The organism is Neorhizobium alkalisoli, from assembly GCF_007829835.1.
GTDB lineage: Bacteria > Pseudomonadota > Alphaproteobacteria > Rhizobiales > Rhizobiaceae > Neorhizobium.
The window spans coordinates 51,451-72,785 of the sequence record NZ_VIWP01000010.1; the positions used below are offsets into that span (position 1 = coordinate 51,451).

The 21,335-nt window shown below is 57.7% G+C and carries 16 protein-coding genes; 5 read left to right on the top strand and 11 right to left on the bottom strand.

Translation table 11 applies throughout. The annotated features are described in order from the left end of the window. Positions 1–9: 9 nt before the first annotated feature. The 3 genes from iolE to FHW37_RS26905 all read left to right on the top strand — a co-directional run bounded on the left by iolE (position 10) and on the right by FHW37_RS26905 (position 2,459). Positions 10–906 (top strand): myo-inosose-2 dehydratase, encoded by an 897-nt coding sequence (gene iolE, locus FHW37_RS26895; protein ID WP_145641995.1) that lies wholly within the window; start codon positions 10–12, stop codon positions 904–906. An 18-nt stretch (positions 907–924) separates the two neighbouring features. Continuing rightward, positions 925–1,722, top strand: coding sequence for a 5-deoxy-glucuronate isomerase (gene iolB, locus FHW37_RS26900; RefSeq protein WP_145641997.1), 798 nt, complete (start codon positions 925–927; stop codon positions 1,720–1,722). A gap of 230 nt (positions 1,723–1,952) precedes the next feature. Next, positions 1,953–2,459 carry an NUDIX hydrolase gene (locus FHW37_RS26905; protein ID WP_145642194.1) on the top strand — a complete coding sequence of 169 codons (507 nt, stop codon included), beginning with the start codon at positions 1,953–1,955 and terminating at the stop codon, positions 2,457–2,459. 42 nt (positions 2,460–2,501) lie between these two features. Here the strand turns inward: FHW37_RS26905 and FHW37_RS26910 are convergent, their stop codons facing one another. The 8 genes from FHW37_RS26910 to FHW37_RS26945 all read right to left on the bottom strand — a co-directional run bounded on the left by FHW37_RS26910 (position 2,502) and on the right by FHW37_RS26945 (position 12,059). Then, positions 2,502–3,545, bottom strand: coding sequence for a sn-glycerol-3-phosphate import ATP-binding protein UgpC (locus FHW37_RS26910; RefSeq protein WP_145641999.1), 1,044 nt, complete (start codon positions 3,543–3,545; stop codon positions 2,502–2,504). Then, positions 3,545–4,393: a sn-glycerol-3-phosphate ABC transporter permease UgpE gene (gene ugpE, locus FHW37_RS26915; protein ID WP_145642001.1), complete on the bottom strand. Its 849-nt coding sequence runs from the start codon at positions 4,391–4,393 to the stop codon at positions 3,545–3,547. The genes FHW37_RS26910 and ugpE overlap by 1 nt, the downstream gene beginning before the upstream one ends. A 9-nt stretch (positions 4,394–4,402) precedes the next feature. Continuing rightward, positions 4,403–5,284, bottom strand: a complete 882-nt coding sequence (gene ugpA, locus FHW37_RS26920) for a sn-glycerol-3-phosphate ABC transporter permease UgpA (RefSeq protein ID WP_145642003.1) — start codon at positions 5,282–5,284, stop codon at positions 4,403–4,405. Positions 5,285–5,358: 74 nt separating this feature from the next. Continuing rightward, positions 5,359–6,666 carry a sn-glycerol-3-phosphate ABC transporter substrate-binding protein UgpB gene (gene ugpB, locus FHW37_RS26925; RefSeq protein ID WP_145642005.1) on the bottom strand — a complete coding sequence of 436 codons (1,308 nt, stop codon included), beginning with the start codon at positions 6,664–6,666 and terminating at the stop codon, positions 5,359–5,361. A 103-nt stretch (positions 6,667–6,769) separates the two neighbouring features. Next, positions 6,770–7,594, bottom strand: coding sequence for an inositol monophosphatase family protein (locus tag FHW37_RS26930; RefSeq protein WP_145642007.1), 825 nt, complete (start codon positions 7,592–7,594; stop codon positions 6,770–6,772). 45 nt (positions 7,595–7,639) lie between these two features. After that, the gene (locus tag FHW37_RS26935) at positions 7,640–8,695 is read right to left on the bottom strand and encodes an ABC transporter ATP-binding protein (protein ID WP_145642009.1); all 1,056 of its coding nucleotides are present in this window, start codon (positions 8,693–8,695) and stop codon (positions 7,640–7,642) included. Next, a complete protein-coding gene (locus FHW37_RS26940; RefSeq protein WP_145642010.1) occupies positions 8,692–10,944 on the bottom strand; it encodes an ABC transporter permease in 2,253 nt (750 codons plus the stop codon). The genes FHW37_RS26935 and FHW37_RS26940 overlap by 4 nt, the downstream gene beginning before the upstream one ends. 86 nt (positions 10,945–11,030) lie before the next feature. Next, positions 11,031–12,059, bottom strand: coding sequence for an ABC transporter substrate-binding protein (locus FHW37_RS26945; RefSeq protein WP_145642012.1), 1,029 nt, complete (start codon positions 12,057–12,059; stop codon positions 11,031–11,033). A gap of 180 nt (positions 12,060–12,239) precedes the next feature. On the opposite strand from FHW37_RS26945, the gene FHW37_RS26950 reads away from it, so the two are divergent. Beyond that, complete coding sequence (locus FHW37_RS26950; protein ID WP_145642014.1) at positions 12,240–13,244, top strand: LacI family DNA-binding transcriptional regulator; 1,005 nt, start codon at positions 12,240–12,242, stop codon at positions 13,242–13,244. Positions 13,245–14,035: 791 nt separating this feature from the next. On the opposite strand, the gene FHW37_RS26955 is transcribed toward FHW37_RS26950, so the two are convergent. Both FHW37_RS26955 and FHW37_RS26960 read right to left on the bottom strand, forming a co-directional pair. Continuing rightward, positions 14,036–15,706 (bottom strand): Na/Pi cotransporter family protein, encoded by a 1,671-nt coding sequence (locus tag FHW37_RS26955; RefSeq protein ID WP_145642016.1) that lies wholly within the window; start codon positions 15,704–15,706, stop codon positions 14,036–14,038. Between the two features lie 259 nt (positions 15,707–15,965). Then, the gene (locus FHW37_RS26960) at positions 15,966–16,406 is read right to left on the bottom strand and encodes a DUF930 domain-containing protein (protein WP_246690930.1); all 441 of its coding nucleotides are present in this window, start codon (positions 16,404–16,406) and stop codon (positions 15,966–15,968) included. Between the two features lie 191 nt (positions 16,407–16,597). On the opposite strand from FHW37_RS26960, the gene aphA reads away from it, so the two are divergent. Then, complete coding sequence (gene aphA, locus FHW37_RS26965; RefSeq protein ID WP_186458419.1) at positions 16,598–17,281, top strand: acid phosphatase AphA; 684 nt, start codon at positions 16,598–16,600, stop codon at positions 17,279–17,281. Between the two features lie 239 nt (positions 17,282–17,520). On the opposite strand, the gene FHW37_RS26970 is transcribed toward aphA, so the two are convergent. Further along, a complete protein-coding gene (locus FHW37_RS26970; protein ID WP_246690931.1) occupies positions 17,521–20,808 on the bottom strand; it encodes a DEAD/DEAH box helicase in 3,288 nt (1,095 codons plus the stop codon). Positions 20,809–21,335: the final 527 nt, after the last annotated feature.

The window sequence follows — 21,335 nt, forward strand, 5'->3', positions numbered from 1 at the left end:
GGAAAAGACATGATCCGCTACGGCACCAATCCTATCGCCTGGGCCAATGACGACGACCAGAGCCTTGGCGCCAACATCCCGACCGAGCAGATCCTGCGCGAGGCAAGCGAGATCGGTTTCGACGGTATCGAGAACGGCCATCGCTGGCCGGATGATCCACAGGCTCTGAAAGATCTACTCGGGGGATATGGCCTCGCCTTCGTTTCCGGCTGGTTCTCGCTCAATCTCCTGTCGCAGTCTGTCGAGGAGGAGAAAAAGGCGATCCAGCCGCATCTCGACAAGCTCAAACACAATGGCTGCACGGTCTGCATCGCCTGCGAAACTTCGAATAGCGTGCAGGGGTTACAGGTGCCGCTATCGGAGAGCCCTGTTCTGTCTACCGAGGAAATGAAGGCGTTCGGCGCAAAGGTGGAAGAGCTTGCAGCCTTCACCGCAAGCCAGGGCATCAAGCTCGTCTATCATCATCACATGGGCACGGTCGTCGAAACGCCGGAAGAGCTCGACGCATTCATGGCGGCGACCGGTCCTGAGACACGTCTGCTCTTTGATGCAGGTCATTGCTATTTCGGCGGCGATGGCCGCGATCCGATCTCGGTGCTTGCACGCCATATCGACCGGGTCAGCCATTTCCATGCCAAGAACGTCCGCCCCACCATCATGCGGCAAGTCCGCCAGGAGGGACTTTCCTTCATGGATGGCGTGCGGGCCGGCGTGTTCACCGTGCCCGGGGATGAGGAAGGTGGTGTCGATTTCGCGCCGCTGCTCGGCATCCTCAAGCGTGCCGGCTACGACGGGTGGATCGTCATCGAGGCCGAGCAGGACCCGGATGTCCGCAATCCGTTCCAATACCAGTCGCTTGGCCTGAAGACGCTCAAGGCCGAAGCCGCAAGCCTCAATCTCGTCTGACAAGAGCAGGAGTTCGTCATGTCGCATCTTCTCCATCGGCCTTTCGGTACGCATGGCAAGGTTCACGAGATCACGCCGGCGCTTGCCGGCTGGCGTCATGTTGGCTTCTCGCTCTACCGCCTACGGGCCGGCGAGACGGTGGCCGAGGCGACCGGCGAGCGGGAAGTGATCCTCGTCATGGTCGAGGGCAAGGCCGCGATGAAAGGTGCTGGCAAGGACTGGGGCGTGCTCGGTGAAAGGATGAGCGTCTTTGAAAGGTCGCCGCCGCATTGCCTCTACCTGCCGAATGGCAGCGAATGGACGGCAACAGCCGAAACCGATTGCGTCATCGCAGTTTGCACGGCACCCGGCAAGGGTGGGCACGCGGCGCGCCGTATCGGCCCGGATGGCATAGCCCTGACCCAGCGGGGTGAGGGCAGCAACACCCGCTACATCAACAATATCGCGATGGAGAACGAGGATTATTGCGACAGCCTCCTGGTGACGGAAGTGTTCACGCCGGCCGGGCACTGGTCGAGCTATCCGAGCCATCGGCATGACGAAGACGATTTCCCGCGCGTCACCTATCTGGAAGAAACCTATTATCACCGGATCAATCCGGCTGACGGGTTCGGCATACAGCGGGTCTATACGGACGATCTTCAGCTCAACGAAACGATGGCGGTGCATGACGGCGATGTCGTCTGCGTGCCGCGCGGGCATCACCCCTGCGGCGCGCCGCATGGTTTTGAAATGTATTACCTCAATGTCATGGCGGGGCCGTTGCGCAGATGGCGGTTCGTCGCCGCGCCGGCGGTCGCACATCTGATGCGTTGATGGATACGATCACTGGATCGACCATGAGGAAGGCGCCTCGACCGGACTGCGGTCAACTCCAGCTTCTTCCGAAAGGTTTTTTCTCCATCGTATTCCAGGACAGCGTTCCGATTCCCGTACCTATCGATGCCTGGTCGATACGAAGCGCTCTGTAAGTTTGTTGTTCCTTCATTGCTCGAGACAATCGATACGGATTGAGCATCAGCATGAAATTTGGCACGCTCGACAAGATGAAGCTCAGGAAGCCAGATAAAAAGGCGGCGGTGGCAAAGCCACAGCAGCTGTTGCGTGACCTGGCGATGACCCCTGACAAATTGTTCAGTGGAGCATTTCGCAAACAGTATGGGGCCTTGTGCTTTCGGCTAGGCGAAGGCGGTCGGATCGAGATCCTGGTTATTACATCACGCGACAGCGGTCGCTGGGTATTGCCAAAAGGCTGGCCAATGAAAGGAAAGAAGCCGCATGAGGCTGCAACCATCGAAGCATGGGAAGAAGCAGGCGTGCGAGGCAAGGCAAGAAAGAGATCGATCGGGTGCTACACGTATCTGAAGGAGCTGGACAGTGAAACGGTCGTTCCCTGCATCGTCGAAATGTTCCAGATTGAGGTCGAAGGGCTCGAGGCCAAGTTCAAAGAGCGCGGACAGAGAGCCCAGGCTTGGGTCAGCCCCGATGAGGCCGCGAGGCGCGTACGGGAAATCGACCTAAAGTCGCTTCTCGTCAATTTTCGACCGCGGTGACGCGGATCGGCGCTGTTACGGCCACGTCGAGCAAAGGTGGGCCTAGTTGCCGACCCTTTGGCCCTCCCGATTGAAGAAATGCAGATTTCTCTTATCAGCTGATACGCCAACCATCTCGCCGATCGCTATTTGCGTGCGCCCGGGCACGCGGAAGACCACCGGCTGCCCGGCAGCGGTTGTTGCGTGGACATAGCTCTCCGCACCGACGAGTTCGACAGCTGCCACCGTGAGGCGGATGGCAAAAGTGCGAGACGGATGATCACCGAGGACGAGGTCCTCCGGCCTAATCCCGATCGTTTTCACGTCCGTGGTGATGTTCGCACCTGCTGCATTTATCGAACCGAGATCATTGCGTTCGATAAGGTTCATGGAGGGCGAGCCAATGAATGTTGCAACGAATGTCGTTGCCGGCCGCTCGTAGAGCTCGATTGGGGTTCCCACCTGCTCGATCCGCCCGCCGTTCAGGACCACGAGCCGATCAGCCAGCGTCATCGCCTCCATCTGGTCATGAGTGACATAAATGCTGGTCGTTGCAAGCGACCGTTGCAGGCGCCTGATCTCGACGCGCATCTGCACACGCAGCTTGGCATCGAGGTTGGACAGTGGTTCATCAAACAAGAAGACGGCTGGTTTTCGCACGATCGCCCGGCCCATGGCGACGCGCTGCCGTTGACCACCGGAGAGCTGGCGCGGCTTGCGGTCGAGAAATTGCTCGATCTCCAGAGCCTTTGCCGCTTCGGTAATGCGTCGGTCGATCTCGTCCTTCGGCGTGCCGCGGTTCTTCAGACCGTAGGCGAGGTTCTGGCGGACCGTCATATGCGGATAAAGCGCATAGTTCTGAAAGACCATGGCGATATCTCGCTCGGCCGGTTCCAGCTCGTTGACACGCCTTCCACCGATCGAAACCTCGCCGGAAGTGATGCTTTCGAGGCCGGCCACCATTCTTAAAAGCGTGGACTTGCCGCAGCCGGACGGGCCGACCAGTACGATCATCTCGCCGTCGGCAATGCTGAGGTCGACCCCCTTGATTGCTTCGATTGCGCCGCCGTAAGTCTTGCGGACATCGTTCAAATTAATCTGTGCCATTACTTTTCAGTCTCCACCAAACCTTTGACGAACCAGCGCTGCATCAGGACCACGACAACGACGGGCGGGATGATGGCGAGAATTGCAGTGACCATGACGTAATTCCATGGCGTCGACGCATCCGCGAAATCGACCATCCGGCGCAGGCCGATGATGATCGTGTTCATCTCGGCCTTGTCGGTGACGAGAAGCGGCCAGAGATATTGCGTCCAGCCGTAAATGAAGAGGATGACGAACAGGGCCGCGATATTCGTCAGCGACAGCGGCAGGAGAATGTCGCGCATGAAGCGGAAGGGCCCGGCATTGTCGATCCGTGCGGCCTCGACCATTTCGCCCGGTATCGTCAGAAAGAACTGGCGAAACAGGAAGGTCGCGGTCGCCGACGCCATCAGCGGCAGGGTGAGGCCCGCATAGGTGTTGAGAAGGCCGAGATCGACGATCACCTTGTAGGTCGGCAGGATGCGGACCTCGACCGGCAGCATCAGCGTGACGAAGATCATCCAGAAGAACAGGTTTCGAAACGGAAACCGGAAGAAGACGATCGCGAAGGCCGACAGGAAGGAGATGACGATCTTGCCGATCGCAATCGTCATGGCGACGACGAAGCTGTTGAAGAGCAGCCGTTCGAGGCTGACGCCGACAACCCTTTCGACGCCGCCGCTGATCGATTCCGTGTAGTTTTCCACCAGATGGCCGGCGGGGAGGAGGGGGAGCGGTGGGCGCAGGATGGCGGACGACGTCGCGGTCGACGCGACGAATGTGTAGTAGATCGGAAAGGCGACGATGATGATGCCGATGATGAGCATCAGATGCGCCATGATCCGTGCAAGGGGGCGGTTTTCGATCATGGTGCGACCTCACGCATAATGGACACGCCGCTCGACGAAGCGGAACTGGAAGGCGGTGAGCGCAATAACGATCACCATCAACACCACGGATTGGGCCGCAGATGAGCCTAGGTCGAGATTGACGAACCCGTCGTTGTAAACCTTGTAGACCAGCGTTTCCGTCGCCTTGGCCGGTCCGCCGCCGGTGACGGCATGGATGATGCCGAACGTGTCGAAGAAGGCGTAGACGGTGTTGACCACGAGGAGAAAGAAGGTCGTCGGGGCCAGAAGCGGGAAGACGATTGTCCAGAAACGGCGGCTGCCGCGTGCGCCGTCGATGGCGGCCGCCTCAAGCAGCGATTTCGGGATCGCCTGCAGGCCCGCGACGAAGAACAGGAAATTGTAGCTGATCTGCTTCCACGCGGCAGCGATCACCACGAGAACCATGGCCTGATCGCCGTTGAGAAGCGGATCCCAGGGCACGCCGTTTCGTCGCAGCAGATAGGCAAGCGTGCCCATGGCGGGATTGAACATGAACAGCCACAGCATGCCCGCAAGTGCGGGTGCGACGGCATAGGGAATAATCAGCATGGTGCGATAGAAGCCCTTGCCGCGCACGACGAGATCGGCCGCCGTCGCAAGCAGAAGCGCCACGGCCATGGCCAGAAAGGCGGTGGCGATGCTGAAGATCACCGTCGTCTTGAGCGATGACAGATAAGTTTCATCGGACAGGATGGCGGTAAAATTCGCCAGCCCGACAAAACCGCTCTGGAGTCCGAACGGATCCTCGCGCATCATCGACTGGTAAAGCGCTTGGCTTGCCGGCCAGAAGAAAAAGATTAGCGTCAGGACGATCTGCGGGGCAACCAGGAAATAGGGCAATATCCTGTTCGGGAAAATGACGTTCTGCATGAGGCTCCTCCAGGCAGCGGGAAGGGCGGCTCCCGAAAATCGCGTCTCGGGAGCCGGTTCGCGTCACTTGAAGGTCACTTGCCGATGGCTTTCTGGATTGCCGCATTGCCGCGCTCGACCGCCTTGTTCAGCGCCGTCTTGGCATCCTGCTTGCCGGCAAGCATGGCTTCGAACTCTTCGTTCATGATGTCGCGAACCTGCGGCAGGTTGACAAGCCTCACACCCTTGGAATTCGGCGTCGGTGCCTTGCCCATCATCTGCTGGATCGGCGTCTCGCGACCGGGATTCTTCTCGTAGAAGCCGGACGTCTTGGTTTCGTCATAGGCGGCGAGAGTGACGGGCAGGTAGCCCGAAACTTGATGCAGGCGGGCCTGGATCTTCGTCTGCGACAGGAAATGGAAGAAGGCAGCCGTTCCCTTGTATTCCGCATCGCTCTTGCCAGCAAAGACCCAGAGGCTGGCACCACCGGGAATAGTGTTCTGCGGCCGGCCGTCGCCTTCATAATAGGGGAGCTGGCCGATCCCGTAATTCATGCCCGACTTGATGATGTCGCCAAGTCCGCCGGACGATTCCGTCAGGATACCGCATTCACCGGATGTGAAGAGCTGTTTTGCTTCCGATGTGCGGCCCCCATAGCGGAACGTGCCGTCTTTGGCGAGATCGGCGATTGACTGGAAGTGTTTGACGAAGAAGTCGGAATTGAACGCCAGCTTGACGTCTGTCCCGCCCAGGCCGTTCTCGTTGCTGCCATACGAAACATTATTCCAGGCGGCAAGGTTTTCTGTCTGGATCCATGTGAGCCATGTCGAGGTGAAGCCACACGATGCTGCCCCGCTCGTCTTGATCTTGCGGGCAGCGTCGAAAAGTTCCGGCCATGTCTTCGGCGGCTTGGTGGCATCGAGCCCGGCCTTCTGGAAGATGTCCTTGTTGTAATAGAGGATCGGCGACGACGAATTGTAGGGGAAGGAGAGCATCGTCCCATCGGGCTTGGAATAATAGGCGACGATGCCGGGCAGATATGCCGACTTGTCGAATTTGTAGCCGCCCTTGGTCAGCACGTCGGCCACCGGCACGATCGCGCCCTGTGCGCCCATCATCACGCCGCTGCCAGCATCGAAGACCTGAATGATGGCCGGCGGCTGCTTGGCGCGGAAGGCTGCAATGCCGGCATTCAGCGTTTCCGGATAGGTGCCCTTGAAGACCGGCACGATCTTGTAATCGCCCTGGCTGTCGTTGAATTCCTTGGCGAGTTGATCGACGACCTCGTTGTTGGCACCGGTCATGGCGTGCCACCACTGGATCTCGGTCGCCGCCATGGCCGTCGAGGCCATCATTGTCGACATGCCGGTTGCGATGACTGCTGCTGCAATACTTGTTCTCATGGATCTTCCTCCCTTTCCAATGAAGCCGACAAAGGCTGACGGGATCCTCCAATCCCGTGTGGGCTGCCTTCACCTTGCGGATGAAAGCAGCACCATATCGTGACTATGCGTGTTGGGCTGTTGTGGCGTCAACACCGGCAATGCGCATAAGGTCGTCGTGCGCGCCCGGACCGCCAGCAATCACCGGCGAGCCCTTCGTCAGCCGCTCTCCCTCGGTGGGGAACGGATGATACCAGCCACCGGCTTCCTTCACGAGGCAGTAGCCCGCGAGGCAGTCCCAGGCGTGCATATAGGGCTCGTAGTAACCCACGAGACGGCCGGCCGCGACATAGGCCAGCATCAGCGCGCCTGAGCCATTGCGAATGAAGTTGCCGCCAGCCTCCAGAAGGCTTTCGACCATTTTCGCGACGAACGCTGGCGTGACGTGGCTGTTGGCACCGATCCCTGTGACAGCATTGCGGATGGTCTTGTCGGCCGCCAGCCTTAAAGGCTTGCCGTTCAAGCTGGCTCCGGCTCCTGCCATCGCGGCATACGTCTCGCCAAAACACGGCGCGTAGATCACGCCAACGACAGGGCTTCCTGCGTAAAGGAGGCCGATCGAGACGCACCAGTTTGGCATGCCGTTGACAAAGGGACTGGTGCCGTCGATCGGGTCGACGACCCAGGTAAAGCCGGAGGTGCCGCCCTGCAGTCCATATTCTTCGCCCAGGACGCCGTCCCCCGAAAAGGCATCGGCAAATCGCGAGCGGATCAATTCCTCCACTTCGCGGTCCGCGATGGAAACGACATCCTGTGGATCACGTTTGGTTTCAATGACCAGCTTATCACGCTCATTGAAATAATGGAGAGCGAGGTCGCCTGCTTCCTTGGCAACGACCTGAGCCAGCCGGAACCTCTCTTCAAGGCCGGCGTTCGATGGGGAACTCATCAAAAAATCCTTTGCATGTTTGGCTTTTCAAAAGGGCGAAGCGGATTAGCCAATGATGGCGATCCCGCGATCGCGAAGTCCGATCCGGACCCTTGTCGATACCGGAAGCGGTTCATCGGCGGATGCATCAACGACGAAGAGTTTCGTCGATCCTGTGTCCACTTCGTATTCGACATGATCCCCAAGGTATGCGGAGTGAATGATGTTGCCGGAAAAGCCGGTCGTCGCGCCATCAGGAGAAAGGTCGATTGCGTTGGGTCGGATTGCAAGCTGTGCCGCACCTTGCGCCGCCTTACCGGCGGGTAGGCGGTGACGAAGGCCCGCAATGTCGATCAGGGCCTGTCCGGCGTCCACCGACAGCACATTGCAATCGACCACATTGGCCTCACCCATGAAGTCGGCAATAAAGGCGGAGGCTGGCGCGTCGTAAAGGTCCCGCGGGGCGCCTTGTTGCGCAATCCCGCCGTCCTTCATGACGATGATCTGGTCGGACACGGCAAGCGCCTCGTCCTGGTCATGGGTCACGTAGACCGCGGTGAAGCCCAGTCTTTGCTGCAGTTCGCGGATTTCGGTCCTCACGCGCCGGCGCAATCGGGCATCAAGATTGGAGAGCGGCTCGTCGAGCAGAAGCACTTGTGGTTCGAGAACAAGTGCGCGTGCGACCGCGACACGCTGCTGCTGGCCGCCGGAAAGCTCGGCAGGCAGCCTGTGTCCCATCCCGCCGAGCCCCACAAGTTTCAGACCTTCTTCCGCTCGCTCGCGCGCCTCCCCACGCTTCAAGCCGGATGACTCCAGGCCATAGGCGACATTGTCGAGGGAGGTCATGTGCGGAAACAGCGCGTAGCTCTGAAATACCATCGAGACATCGCGCTCGTTGGCGGGCAGCATGGTGACATCCTTGTTGCCGATCAGGATGCGGCCGGAAGTCGGATGTTCGAGGCCCGCTAGCATACGCAGCGTCGTTGTCTTGCCGCAACCGGAAGGGCCGAGCAGGGTGACGAGCGTACCGGGCTCTATCCTCAATGAAAGGTCGGGAACGGCCGTGAAGGCGCCAAATGACTTGCGGACATTCTCGAAGACCACGGAGCCGGGATTGATCATGCTGCTTTCTCCTGAGCGATGGGCGTTGTTGCCGTAGCCGCGGGTGCGATCGTTGCAACCCGGTTTTCGCGCCGCAGACGGCGCTCTCCAACAAGCAGCTGGAAGCCGGCGATGACCGTCAGCATTACGACGATCAGCGCGGAGGAATAGGCAATGGCAACGCCATATTGACCGTTCTCCACCAGTCCAACGATGAAGGCGGTCGACATGTTGTATTGCGCACTGACAAGAAAGATCACGGCGCTGATTGAGGTGATCGCCCGCACGAAGGAATAGACCAGCGCGGCGGTGATTGCCGGTCTCAACAGGGGCAGGATGACCTTCCGGATCGTTCGGAAGCTATTTGCCCTCAGGGTCAGCGATGCTTCGTCGAGGCTCTTGTCGAGCTGGCTCATGGCCGCAACACCGCCGCGTACGCCCACAGGCATGTTGCGGAAGACGAAGCAGGCGACGAGGATCAGCGCCGTCCCCGTCATTTCAAGTGGCGGCAGGTTGAAGGCCATGATGTAGCTGATGCCGATCACCGTTCCTGGTATCGCAAAACTCAACATCAGTGCGAATTCGAATATGTTACGGCCGGCAAACTTCTGGCGAACGATGATATAGGCAGTGAGAAGGCCGACTGCTGCCGTCAACGGAGCAGAGATCAACGCGATCTCCATCGTCGTCCAGAAAGAGTTCCAGGCAACACCGGACCACTCAATCGCACCATCATTGCGCAGGCCGACCGAGAAGGCCCTGACATAGTGATCAATGGTCAGGCTGTTATCCAGCCCCCAGGTGCGGACGAAGCCACCGAACAGGATCATGCCGTAAATGACGAGCGTGAAGGCGATCCAAGGAAGTACGAGCGCGTGAACGGCGACCGACAGGCCGCGGGGCAGGGCGGCATGAGCGCCGGAATCGCCCTTGCCTGTCACCGTGGCGAAATTTTTGCCCGACAGCCAGAAGCGCTGCGCGATAAAGGCCGCCATCGTGAAAACAAGGAGGATCATCGCCAGAACCGCTGCGCGCGATGGATCATTCTGCGATCCGACCACGGCGAAGAAGATCTCGGTTGAGAGGACGCCGTTGCTGCCCCCAAGCACCATCGGATTACCGAAATCCGCCATGCTTTCGATGAAGCCGATCAGGAAGGCGTTTGCAAGGCCCGGCGTCATCAGCGGCAGGGAGACCCGCCAGAAGGTCCGCCAGCGATTGGCGCGGAGCGTTTGCGAAGCCTCTTCCATCGATGGACTGACGCCCTCGACGACACCGATCAGGACGAGGAAGGAAATCGGGGTGAACGACAGGACTTGTGCGATCCAGATGCCGGTCAGGCCGTAGAGCCACCGGCTCGGTTCGGCGCCAGAAAGCGTCGCTAACCATTGGGTGACCACGCCGGACCGACCGAAGAGCAGGATGAGCGCTAGGCCGATGACAAAAGGTGGCGTGATGATAGGCAGGATGGTCAGGAGGCGAAGGCCCTTCTTGAAGGGAAAATTCGTGCGTGTCGCCACCAGTGCAAAGCAGAGGCCGAGCAATGTCGAGCCGCTGGCCGTCATAATGGCAAGCCAGAACGTACGCCAGCCAACACCACATCGGTTGCCGCCGATAAGGCAATCAAGGCTCCATATCGACGGATCCTGGATATTGGACGTGAAGCCGCTCGCATCGAAGGAGCCGTCGATCGACTGGAAGGCGGCAACAAACATGCTGCCGACGGGGTAGAAAACGAAGATCGATACCAGAACGATCAGTATCGAGATTGCGCCAATGACGAATGCGTCGCCTTTCATGACGCCCCGCTCGGCAAGGCCGAAGGCAAACATCAGGACGAAAACGATGCCCATCGAGACGCCGCCGGCGCCCAAGGATGGTTGTCCATCAGCGAGCGGACCGAAGAACATCTCAAGGAACGACCAGCTCCAGCCCGAAAAATTGATCGCCAAGCCCTGGAGAACCAGGAAAACGACGCCCGCCGCACTGACACAAGATAACGCGGATCCGCGGCTTTCCGGCGCGGTCAAGAACCGTGTCGCACCCGCTGCCAAAAGCAGGAGGGCAGGGACTGCCAGCCATACCCGGTCGAATGCGAAGACTTCAAGGGCAAGCGGCGCATCTGCTGCATCATTCAGAAAGCCTGAAAGCCACCCGAAGCCGTAAAATCCACCCTCGATTCGGTACCATGGCAAGGCTACAAGGGCAGCGAGCCCGGCGATGAAGGCAATATCCTGCCTCCTATGCACCTTTCGGGCGATATGGGTCATGGCAATCTTTCCGGTGTTGCGATCGATCGGGACCGCCCGACCCGGAGAAGCTTCTCACGCGGATCGGGCAGCCGAGGGCGGGAAGGTCAGTTCGCCTTGGCGCCGATCTCCTTGTCCCATCTCGACAGGAGCGACTTGCGGACGGTTGGGTCACCGTATTTCGCAAAGTCGTAGTCGATGAGTTTGATATCCTCAAACTTGGGTGCTTCTTTCGGCACTGCAGCCGATTTGTTGGACGGCAGCTGATAGGACTTTCCGTCCTTCATATGGGACTGCGCCTCGGCACTCAGAGCCCAATCATACCATTTCTTGGCATTTTCCAGGTTCTTGGCGCCCTTGATGATTGACATCGAACCGATCTCGTACCCGGTGCCCTCGCAAGGAGCGACGGACTTGATCGGAAATCCTTCGACCGTCTGGGCGACAGCGTCGTGCATGAAGACGATACCGATCGTCGCTTCACCGCGCGCGGCGGCTTTCACGGGCGCTGAACCGGATTTGGTATATTGCGAAATGTTGGCGTTGAGTTTGCCGAGATATTCGAAAGCCTTGTCCTCGCCCATGATCTGAACGAGCGTTGCAAGCGTGTTGTAGGACGTGCCCGAAGAGTTGGGATTGGCGATCTGAATCTCCCCCTTGTAAGCGGGATCGAGAAGATCAGCCCAGCATTTCGGCTCCTTCAGGCCCTTCTTGCTCAGCAGATCGGTATTGTAACCCCAGCCCAGCGCGCCGGCGTAAACGCCGACAGTGCGGAACTTGGCGCTCTCGGCCTGCTTTTTCGCCCAGTCCTGCAGCTGGTCGAATAGCGGCGACTTATATTCCTGTGTCAGGCCTTCGGCCGCTGCCTGAAGATGCGGATCACCCGTTCCGGCCCACCAGATATCCGTCTTTGGATTGCGTGCCTCCGCGCGGATCTTGGCATAGGTCTCGCCAGCCGACAGGCGCACCATGTTCACTTGAATATTGGTCTGCTTCTCGAACAGGTTTTTCATGACGTCGCAGACCTCAGGGTCTGCCGAGCAAATCATGTTGAGATCGTCTGCCGCATGTGCGGAAAAGGCAATAAGAGATACCCCCCCGGCAAAGACTGCCGCGGCCAATGTCGTGATACGCATATTTTCCTCCTTTTGAGCGACGCCTCCACGTCGCACGCTTTTGCAAGCGTGTGCAAAGCTGTCACGTGATCTATTTCGTGTCAATAAAGAATGCTGCGTTTGTGAGGCTTCTAAGCGTTCTGCGCTGTTGCACATGTTTGCAATCCGGTGCATGTCTTGTGCAATATTTTGGAGCCTTGAATGCCGAAAGAATTTGTGAGCGCGCAGGAAGTCGCGGAGAAAGCTGGGGTGTCGCGTTCCGCGGTCTCTCGAGCTTTCACGCCCGGCGCAAGCGTGTCCGCGGAAACGAGGAGGCGGATTCTCGCTGCCGCCGAGGAACTCGGTTACCACGTAAACCACCTCGCCCGGGGGTTGATGAGAAATGAGACGGGTATCGTGTGTCTCGTGGTTTCGGAAGTCGCGACCCCATATCGGTCGGTCCTTTTGCGCGCGCTCACACAGCAGTTGCAGAGTGCCGGCAAGGTTGCGATGCTTATCAATACAGACCGGACAGATGGGAGCGTCGATCGCGCGCTCCAGCAGGCTATCCGCTATAGGGCAGATGCCTCGATCATCATGTCCGGCATGCCGGACAAATCGATTGTGCAGTTATGCCTGCGCAGTGGCCAAAGGCTTGTTCTCATCAATCGAGATGACGATCAGCCGGGTCCCTTACGCATCAATCTCGATGACGAGGAATGTGGTGCACGTATAGCTACTGCTTTTGTCCGAGCAGGATGCAAGAGGCTGGCGTTCGCGAACTCCGAAGCAGGCACGCCCAGCCTTATGGGCCGCGAGCGTGGGTTCCAGATGGCGGCAAAGCGCCTGGGCTTGGACGTTGTCGTGAAGAGATATGGACAGACAGGCTATGAGGCTGGCCGCGTTCTGGCGCAGCGCTTGCTAACGCTGCCCGATCGGCCGGATGCCGTTTTTTGTGCGACGGATCTCATCGCCTGTGGGTTCATGGATGCAGCACGTCATCAATTCCGGATTGCGATTCCAGACGAGCTCTGTGTGGCCGGCTTTGATGACATAGAGCAAGCCGCATGGTCGTCCTACGAGTTGACGACCTTTTCGCAGCCCGTAACCGAAATCGCTGAAAAAGCGATCAAGTGGCTGATGGAGGATGCGCCAGAGGGTGAGATGTCGACGGGAGTTCGATTGCATGCCGATCTTGTCTGGAGGGGTACCGTTCGGGGGGCATAGAATAATTCGGACTTTGGTGATGTGCTGCGAGACAATTTCCAACCGCGTAAGCGCGGAGATGAAATCTGTGGGCATGGCAGGGTGGAATGAATCGGAAGCGTCGGGGGGGCGGTTGAGGATGTTTTTAAGAGATTGTGACGATAGAGAAGTGGTTGCCCACTTATCTTTGGGTTTTGGATTTTGTTGGGTTGAAGAAGATCGTCGAGAGGGAACTGAGAGGCCGTTGGCATGTCAACGGGATGATGGTTTGAGGAGCAGATTTGTCTCCAGTTGTTCAGGTTTGATGTCACAGACGGTTAGACGGGTATTCTGGAACGCGATTCCGCAAAGAGTGTGGCTGGCGAAATTCAATCGATGAAGCCTCGTTTACTCGCGAGTCGACGATCCAACCTTCGCCTTGATAAGGATTAGGCGCGCTGCGGATTTTCTCTTTCCCTGTTTCGACGCAGTGGAAATCACACCATAGTGCCCAACCGCAGCAGCGGGTTTCCATTTCGAGTTATCATAGCGGGCGGAGGCGACCAGAACTCTGCCGCAGCGCTCATCAAAGTTCCTGCATCAACAATCTCAGAAGCTGTCGAACTGTAAGGTTCGCGTCCTTCCGATGCACGGTTGCGCGCCGCATCGCTTCCTGCCCACGATCGCTCGCCATTGCTACGCCAAAGCGTCTGCACCAGAGTTGGACAGCCGCCATGACATCTTCGATCTCGGCATCGCTCAATTCGAGTAGAACGTTCGGCTCTTTGGTCATTTGCAAAGGACCGATCTCGGTCGTTTGTCGCTGGCTGCTGTCATTGGATGGCCGGCTCTATTGATGAAAGGCGGCTCTGAAGAAGCTCCCCTTGCTTTTCGAGCACTGGATACGCTGTTGCGGCAATCAAATGCGAGTTGATCGATTTCATGTCACGGATGAGGTCGAGATGAAGAGAGCTGGTCTCCATCGTGTCCAGCCCGCCCTTTCGCAATCTGTCGAAATGCGCGGCTGTGGTTTCGCGCTCCACCCTGCGGAAGAATACCTTTTCGTCAGCGAGCGAGCGTGCCAGGCGCTCATCCTGCGACATGAACAGGGCAGCGGCGGTATCAAGGTTGCTCACCAGCCGATCGAAAAGCAGACAAAGCTCTTCCTGTCCGAGTTTCGAAAAGGTGAGACCGCGGCGCACGCGTTTGGCAAGATGGGGCAGAAGGTTCTGATCAAGCACGTCCCCCGCTTGTTCCAGATTCATCGAGAAAAGCAGGATCTCGTCCATGCGAACACGGTCGGCCTCGCCCAGCTCATCCGGATCGATCGAGGTCAGGTATGTCTTGATCGCGGTGTTCAGACTATCGAGAATATTATCTTTCTTCCTCAGCTCTGCGAGCGCCCGCCGATCCGTTGACGAGACAGCAGCTTTCGCCCCTGTGATCATCTCTTTAAGCACGTCGGTCAGGCGCAGTGCCTCTCGTGAGGCCGCACCTAGCGCTACAACGGGTGTCTCCTTCGCGCCGGCGTCGAGGTAACGCGGCCGCGACGGGTCTGCGTCATTGATCTTCTGGGGCAGCATTTTCACCAGAAAGTCTGCGTAAGGTTGAAGAAGCGGCATGAACAGAAGTGCAAGCACGAGATTGAAGACGGTGTGGAAATTGGCGACGCTGCGTGATGCATCATCATCCAATATGCCCATGATCTCTGTCAGTGGGCCGAGTGCCGCAAGCGCTGCGATCACCCCGACAACCCTGGTCAGCAGGTTTCCAAACGGCAATCGCCTGGACGCGAGATCACCGTCGGAATTGCCTTCCACGACCGGGTTGATGGCGGTGCCGAGGTTTGCCCCCAAGACCAGCGCAAAAGCCTGGTAAGGATCAATGAGGCCTTTGGTCGCCAGCGACATGATCAGCAGCACGATCGCGACGCTGGAATGCGCCGCCCACGTCAGTGCTGCGGCAAGGAGGACACTGAGTATAGGCGCTGCAGCAATGCTCTTCAGGATAAACGAAAGCGCAGCTGATCCTTCGTATTGCGTCATCATGCCGAGAAGCTGATGGAGCGCGAGGAGCATAAAACCCAGCCCGATCACAACCCGGCCAAGATCGTGAATCTGGGGATTGCCGTTGCGTTTGAACATGATGAAGCCGGCCAGGATGAGAGCCGGATAGAGAGCTGCAACGTCAAACGCGAGGACCTGGACAATGAGGGTCGTGCCGACGTTTGCTCCCAGCATCACGGACAGCGCGGGCATGAGGCCGACCAGCCCGCCTGCAGCAAAGCCGGATGCCATCAGACCCGTCGCAGTGCTGCTCTGCAGGATCGCGGTCACTCCAAGTCCCGCAACGAAAGCCTTGAAGCGGTTACTGAGCGTGCGTCCGAGGAAAGTGCGCAGGCTCGGCCCAAAGGCGCGCTGGATCCCTGTTTGCACCATGCGCGTTCCCCACAGAAGCAACGCGATATGGCCCGCCAATCCGACGATGCCAATGATGAAGTTCATTGCCTTCCTTCCAATGCTGAGCAAAGTTGCCACGTTTCAAGCTCGCCGAATTGTCCAGCGATCTTAACATGCCTCACCATTAAGCATCTGAATTTGTTAGGCACGAACTGTCATAAAACTGTCATAAAACAGCAGCGTGTCAACATGAAACGCTTCATTTATTTGTAAGCCAGCTAAATGTTATGCGGGGTATTTCGACGAGATAGGTTGAGGGCCGACGAACGACCGCATGCGATACATTTGCAGTATCATTGACAGATTAGTCGTAGAGATAGTGCTTCCGCCACTTCGACCGTGGGATCACCGGACCGATCTCGTATTCGAGCTGATGCGCGTCCAGATGCCGGGGCCCAGTCTTGCAAATGTATTTCAGCCGATACCATTGTCCACGACTGCGGAGCACTGCTCCAGGGGCACTGAACGAGTTTCCACTGCTGGCAGTGTCGCCGTAGGCGTAGGCGATGACCTTGTCTACGCGGAACTTCGGGTGCTCGCGATTGATCCGGAACATAACCTCGGTATCACACGTCTGTTCGAGCCTTGTCTCGGGATCCAGCTTCATCAATTGGCTGTTCAGCCGATCGTTGTCCAGCGCATTGGCAGCGGTCATCGAGCTGGCGAGGCCGATTGCTGCGATCAGGCCGGCAAGCAAGCGGATCTGTGGCTTTCGCATGTTTCTGAAAGGGGCCTTGCTGTCCATGTCGAGGTTTTAGGCCGCACAGAGCGTGGCGGTCAACCGACCGGACACTTGTGTGTGTCACCTCTTGTGGAAAGAAGTCGAGGCAGGTTGGCGCTCCAATTTAACCTTGGCGCGGCAGTTGCCGTGCAATTGACACTGCTTTTCCAGAGTAGCAAGACGACGTTGTCGATATCATCGAACGGAGACAACGGATGACTTTCCTGACCCGCAATCTCGCTCTTCTGGCAGCACTTGCCGTTACGCCTGCCTACGCGGACGACGCCTCTTTCAGCGGTGCAACCACAGACCAGTTGGCACATCACGATCCAATTCACTGGGTTGACGTCGGCCAGATCGAGAAGTCCCTGGAAGGCAAGCCGCCTATGACCGTCGGCTTCGACATTGACGATACGGTTTTGTTTTCCAGCCCGTGTTTCTTCTACGGCCAGCAGAAATATTCCCCTGGAAAATTTGACTATCTGAAGAACCAGGCCTTCTGGGACGATATCAACAAGAACTGCGACATCAATTATTCGATCCCGAAGGATGTCGCTGCCAAGCTGATCGCCATGCATTCGAAACGTGGTGATACGATCTACTTCATCACGGGCCGGACACAGAGCGAGGGCGAGCGTGTGACAGAGACGATCAAGCGCGATTTCAGCATGGAGAAGATCAACCCGGTCGTCTTCACGGCTGGAGATTCGACCAAGACCACCTTCCTTAAGGACAAGGGCGTCAAGATTTACTATGGCGATGCGGATGGCGATATGAAGCAAGCAATTGAAGTCGGCGCCCGTCCGATCCGAGTCCTGCGAGCATCCAATACAACCTATAAGCCGATGCCCAAGAACGGCGCTTTCGGCGAGGAAGTGATCGTCGATTCCGACCACTGAGGGTCTGCGCTGATCAGTCAATTGGCGCTGCCCGCTTTTTGGCGGGCAGCGGTCCCGCAGCAAGATCATGCCCTTAAAAGTGAAAGCCTTTCGCGGCGCATAAGCGGTGCCTCCGCTTCAGTCTTATTAAGTCAATAGGTTAGCCTGTGTTGTACCGGGAGGTGCTGGTTCGAATCCCATCAAGACAACCGATCTGCTTAATCCAGTTACGTGGCTTTCGCCCTCCCTCACAAACATCTTTATCCGACGGCTGCCGACAGAACCCGGTGGAAGAAATGGGACGGATCCTCGCCGGCGAGACTTGAGGCCTCGAATATCAGCCGGTCTTCCCGCAGAACCGCCCCGGCCTTCTTCGATGCTGCCAAAACCTCCGATGACGTGTTCTCAGTCAGCGTGATTGCAAGTGCTTTCGGCCCGGCTTCAAGCTTGGCAACACCCAACTGTCCCGCGATGAGCTGTAGTTTGGACGTTCTCAAAAGACGCAGTGTATCGTGCGGCGGGTCGCCGAACCTGTCCTCGAACTCGTCTTCCAGATCGTTCAGTTCATTGACCATGGATGACCGCAACAGTTTGGCGTAAAGATTGAGTCTGACAGCTGGATCCGACACATATTTTGACGGTATTGTCCCGACTTCTCCTAGATTAACTACCGCGCGCTGTTGCACGCCTAATGGTTGCCTGCGAAGTCTTGCTACGGCGCCTGCGAGCAGCTTTTGATAGAGCCCGGTACCGATCGCCTTCATATGGCCCGCCTGGTCCTCGCCAGCGATATCGCCGCCTCCGCGCAGATCGAGATCTTGGAGGCTGATTGCGAGGCCCGACCCGAGTCGGTCGTTTTCGACCAGGGTAGAAAGCCGTATGCGCGTGTCCTCAGCGAGCTCAGCGCCATGTTCGGTCAAAAGAGTAACAATACCTTGGACCGTTCCGCGCCCGACGCGTCCGCGCAACTGGTGGAGCTGAGCTAGGCCGAATCGATCAGCGTGCCAGACAAACATCGTGTTTGCGCGCGGGACATCGAGGCCATTCTCAATGATATTTGTGGCGAGTAGGATGTCGCCATCTCCTTGTGCAAAGCGAACGATCGCTTCATCAATATCAGCTGCCTGCATCTCGCCGTGCGCGACCCTGACCGAAAGCTCCGGAACGATCTTATGTAGCAGTGCACCAACTTTTTCTATGTCCCCGATACGCGGGACTACGATAAAGCTCTGGCCTCGACGCCGGTATTCCCGCATTAGCCCGCTCCGCAAGGACGCCGGGTCGAGTGGCGAAAGTGACGTGCGGACGGGCCGCCGCCTGGACGGTGGCGTGGCCAGCAGGCTGACCTCCTGAACGCCCACCATCGCCGATTGCAATGTCCGCGGGATTGGTGTGGCCGACATGGAAAGCCGGTGAAGAAACGGCGCGAGAGTAGCCATCGCCCGCTTCTCCTTCAGACCAAACCGGTGCTCCTCGTCCACTATCAGCAACGAAAGCCGGTCGAAACGAACGTCTTTTGAAAGGATTGATTGGGTTGCGATAATGATATCGAGCTCGCCCTCGGCGAGCGCAATTTTCGTTTTTTTCGCCGCACTTGGCTTCAGGAGGCGAGATAGCATGCCGACGGAGATACCGGTTCCCATGAACCGGTGCTTAAAGGTCGAAAAGTGTTGTCGAGCAAGCACTGTGGTTGGTGCGATGAGAGCCACCTGCCCACCGGCAAGCGCTACAGCTGCTGCGGCGCGTAAGGCGACTTCGGTCTTGCCGAAGCCGACATCTCCGCAGACGAGACGGTTCAGGGGGCGTCCGGAGCTGAGGTCGGAGAGAACAGATTGGATGGCATCCGCCTGATCTGGAGTTTCGGAAAACGGAAATCGCCGGGCGAAGGCAGAAAATTCGGCACGTGGCGGTACGAATTTCTCTGCTTGCTCAGCCTCCCTCTGTTTCGCGACCTTCATAAAATGACGCGCGGTGGATTGAACGTCCGCTGTGATTTTGTCGCGTTTTTTCTGCCAGGCATCGGTGTGAAGACGATCGAGAGTGATTGCTTCGGGCTCGGAGCCATAACGCCAGAGCTTTCCAAATTCTTCCATCGGCACAAGAAGAGAACCGCCATCGCGATATTCCAGGCGAGCGGCGTCCCTTAAGACGTCGTCAACGGTGATGGCTTCTAGATCTTTCAATACGCCCACGCCATGATCTTCGTGAACGACCACATCCCCTATTTGAAGCTCTGCCTCCGCCAGTATTGTACTCGATTTTCCAATCCTGCCCGGTCTATCGGTTGCGGCCATCACGACGACATTCTGTCGAACGTCGATAAACCCTTGCTCCAGATCGCAGGCCAACCTTAGAAGGGTGCCAGGCTCTGCCTCCAATACCGCCTCCCATGTATCGACTGACCTCAGCACTTTCCCGTCTGCCTTTGCCAGGCGCCGACAAATCGCTTCGGCGGTTTTTCCATTTCCAGTGATGACAACTTTCATCCCTTTGCGCTGATGATCCTGCACGAATTCGATCAGGGCTTTGCGTTGGTCTCCGCGTGATATCTGTAGTGGGAAGCTATTTCCCTGTTCGGGATCCAGTACATCTGTGCAAACTCTGCTGGAGAGCCGCTCCCACTCCGCTCTATCCAGATATAGAGAACGGCAGGAAGGGGGCTCCTTATCGTCGAACTCCTCGCGGGATTGGCGAGCATCTTCGATAATCTCGAGGTAGCGTTCCATACGCTCGGTCGCGCCGGGCGCCAGAAGGACTTTGGTATCGCCGAGTATGTCAAATACCGTTGGCATGTGTTGATAAAGGCGCAGCAGCAGTTGCTCCATCGTCTCCAACGCGGGACCATGGTCGTATGTAATGCCTTCAGTATAAATGGCTTCGGATGCCGGACCGAACGTCACTTGGTCGAGATAACTTTCTGTCCGTTGCGTTGATCGGTCGAAACCTCTGAGTTCCTTAACTGTCTCGTCTTCCGAAAGAACAATCCGCATTGGACCCGGTGCGCCAGCAGGGTAGATATCGATCACGGCTTCTCTAATCGCCAGCTCACCGGGATCATCGGCGACGCCTTCTGCCTGATAGCCGGTCCGCTGGACGAAGTCGGAAAACGCATCACGATCGAACGGCTTTCCTACCTCGAACTCGATAAGGCTTTTCGAGATGACGGTCGCTGGCGGAACGCGTTGAAGTGTTGCGTCCAACGAGGTCAAAAATAGCCGCGGCCCGTTGCTCGGCGTGCTCCAGATACGTAATGCATCCATTCGCAGGCCCATGCAATGGGGCGATGGTGGCACGCGGTCGTAGGGCAGGCAGTCCCAAGGCGGAAAAACGATTATCTCGATCTCAGGGAGCAGCGCTCTGAGAGCCTCAGCAATCCTCGCAGCCGCGCCTTCGCTACTTTCCACATAGCACAGGGGGCGCTCGGAGCATTTTAAAGCTGCAGCCAGCCTGGTCGCGATGACACCCGGCGGAGGCTTGGAGACTTCGGTGTTATCGGCCGGAGCAGGAAGTGGGGAAGCATTTTCATCTCTGGACTCAACGACGCTCACATGAACCCGCCATTCTCTCGCCGGCGACTTTACCAGCTTGGAGAAACGGCTTCTCGATCAGGGTGTTCCATTCGTGCTGAACTGTTCGCTTAATCTCTTGAGAGCGACAGTTACAGGTGACCTGCAAAAGGCGCTTGAATGTCGAAAGCCTCGTAGAATCCCTTCAGCTGTAAATCGTCGCAACGGCCCTAATCATTGCCGCTGGTAAACTATCTTCGCAGTTTTCCTTCTAGCCAGGTAATCGCTTTCAGTGTCGGGCGCTGCAGCCATTTGCTGTCCTGTGCGAGTATAATCAATCCCAACGGCACCATCCAGAAACCCAGAATCGGCAGAAACCCGATTAACCCGAATATGACGAACAGGACACCCACGATCAGACGGAGCCATCGCAGTTCTGGCTTTCTCATCCACTGGAGAAAGCGGCCAAGTGGTTTCGGTATTTTGTCGGCATATTTCTCGACGATTGCATCGAGTTTCTGGGCATCTGTCTTGTCTACTTCTTTGGTCGCGGCCTGCCTGGAGGTGCC

Coding starts and splice junctions, on each gene's coding strand:
- FHW37_RS26910 (WP_145641999.1), bottom strand. CDS start 3,545: ATGGCACAGATTAATTTGAACGATGTCCGCAAGACTTACGGCGGCGCA.
- ugpA (WP_145642003.1), bottom strand. CDS start 5,284: ATGCAGAACGTCATTTTCCCGAACAGGATATTGCCCTATTTCCTGGTT.
- iolE (WP_145641995.1), top strand. CDS start 10: ATGATCCGCTACGGCACCAATCCTATCGCCTGGGCCAATGACGACGAC.
- FHW37_RS26955 (WP_145642016.1), bottom strand. CDS start 15,706: ATGAACTTCATCATTGGCATCGTCGGATTGGCGGGCCATATCGCGTTG.
- ugpB (WP_145642005.1), bottom strand. CDS start 6,666: ATGAGAACAAGTATTGCAGCAGCAGTCATCGCAACCGGCATGTCGACA.
- FHW37_RS26960 (WP_246690930.1), bottom strand. CDS start 16,406: ATGGACAGCAAGGCCCCTTTCAGAAACATGCGAAAGCCACAGATCCGC.
- FHW37_RS26945 (WP_145642012.1), bottom strand. CDS start 12,059: ATGCGTATCACGACATTGGCCGCGGCAGTCTTTGCCGGGGGGGTATCT.
- FHW37_RS26940 (WP_145642010.1), bottom strand. CDS start 10,944: ATGACCCATATCGCCCGAAAGGTGCATAGGAGGCAGGATATTGCCTTC.
- FHW37_RS26930 (WP_145642007.1), bottom strand. CDS start 7,594: ATGAGTTCCCCATCGAACGCCGGCCTTGAAGAGAGGTTCCGGCTGGCT.
- FHW37_RS26935 (WP_145642009.1), bottom strand. CDS start 8,695: ATGATCAATCCCGGCTCCGTGGTCTTCGAGAATGTCCGCAAGTCATTT.
- ugpE (WP_145642001.1), bottom strand. CDS start 4,393: ATGATCGAAAACCGCCCCCTTGCACGGATCATGGCGCATCTGATGCTC.
- FHW37_RS26950 (WP_145642014.1), top strand. CDS start 12,240: ATGCCGAAAGAATTTGTGAGCGCGCAGGAAGTCGCGGAGAAAGCTGGG.
- FHW37_RS26905 (WP_145642194.1), top strand. CDS start 1,953: ATGAAGCTCAGGAAGCCAGATAAAAAGGCGGCGGTGGCAAAGCCACAG.
- iolB (WP_145641997.1), top strand. CDS start 925: ATGTCGCATCTTCTCCATCGGCCTTTCGGTACGCATGGCAAGGTTCAC.
- aphA (WP_186458419.1), top strand. CDS start 16,598: ATGACTTTCCTGACCCGCAATCTCGCTCTTCTGGCAGCACTTGCCGTT.